The 1094-nt window shown below is 53.6% G+C and carries 2 protein-coding genes; one reads left to right on the top strand and one right to left on the bottom strand.

Annotated features, from left to right (window positions below; translation table 11 throughout):
- Window positions 1–493 (bottom strand): iron-containing alcohol dehydrogenase (locus tag JTI85_RS21340; RefSeq protein ID WP_255575483.1); only part of this gene is annotated, 493 nt, incomplete at its 3' end.
- Window positions 494–625: 132 nt separating this feature from the next.
- Here JTI85_RS21340 and JTI85_RS07135 point away from each other — a divergent pair.
- The coding region (locus JTI85_RS07135; protein WP_219352345.1) for an aminotransferase class I/II-fold pyridoxal phosphate-dependent enzyme at window positions 626–1094 on the top strand (469 nt) is incomplete at its 3' end.

Raw genomic sequence — 1094 nt, forward strand, 5'->3', positions numbered from 1 at the left:
CCTCTGGCGCATTAAGCACGATCTCTGGCTCTACCAGTACCAAAAAATTTGCATCATCGAAAATTTCGAAATGCAGTGCCTGACCTGCATCGTTATACCAGACGGAGAGCGGCGTCCAGGCAGCGCAGGTCGCCGCAATCGTAGGAATACCGACAAACGGCAAATCCAGACGACGGGCCAACGCTTTAGCGGTGTCGAGCAATGTTCCTCCACCCACGCCAATCACCACGCTGCGATTCTCTCCTGACTCTGTTGCCAGTTGCCCAACATCTTTTTCGCTGCAATGACCCGTAAACAGCAGGTGTTTAGCCTCGGCGAGATGAAATGTCTCTGGCAGATAAGGGCGGGCCGCATCGATAGCGCGCTCACCATAAACCCACACGGCGCGTGAAAGTTGGTCGGCAGTGAAAAAATCGTTGAGTCTCGACAGGCTGCCGGGATGGGAAAAATAGTTGGCCGGGCCGGTAACGACGCGAATCTCGGTATTATTCATGTTGTGTTGTCCTTTTGGCTGTCCTGTCCAGGCAGGTTATTTTTATATAGACGTCTGAACGTCTTGATTGCCAAATACTAGCATCGTGTTATAGTGGCTTCAACCACAACATCACACGCTGGGATAACAATAATGAGTAATAACCCGCTGATTCCGCAAAGCAAACTGCCTAACCTGGGCACTACTATCTTCACGCAAATGAGTGCGCTGGCGCAGCAGCATCAGGCCATTAATCTCTCGCAGGGATTTCCTGATTTTGACGGTCCACTCTTTTTGCAGGAACGTCTGGCGTATCACGTCGCGCATGGCGCAAACCAGTACGCGCCGATGACGGGTGTGCAGCCGCTGCGAGAGGCCATTGCGGATAAAACCGCGCAGTTGTACGGCTATAGACCCGACGCAAATAGCGAAGTGACCGTTACGGCGGGGGCAACGGAAGCATTGTACGCCGCGATCACGGCGCTGGTGCGTCCGGGTGATGAGGTGATTTGTTTTGACCCAAGTTACGACAGCTATGCGCCCGCGATCGAGTTATCCGGCGGCGTGGTTAAACGCATGGCGTTGCAACCGCCGTCTTTTCGTGTCGACTGGCAGGAATTTG

Source organism: Citrobacter sp. Colony219 (assembly GCF_019382635.1).
GTDB classification, from domain to species: Bacteria; Pseudomonadota; Gammaproteobacteria; order Enterobacterales; family Enterobacteriaceae; genus Citrobacter; species Citrobacter youngae.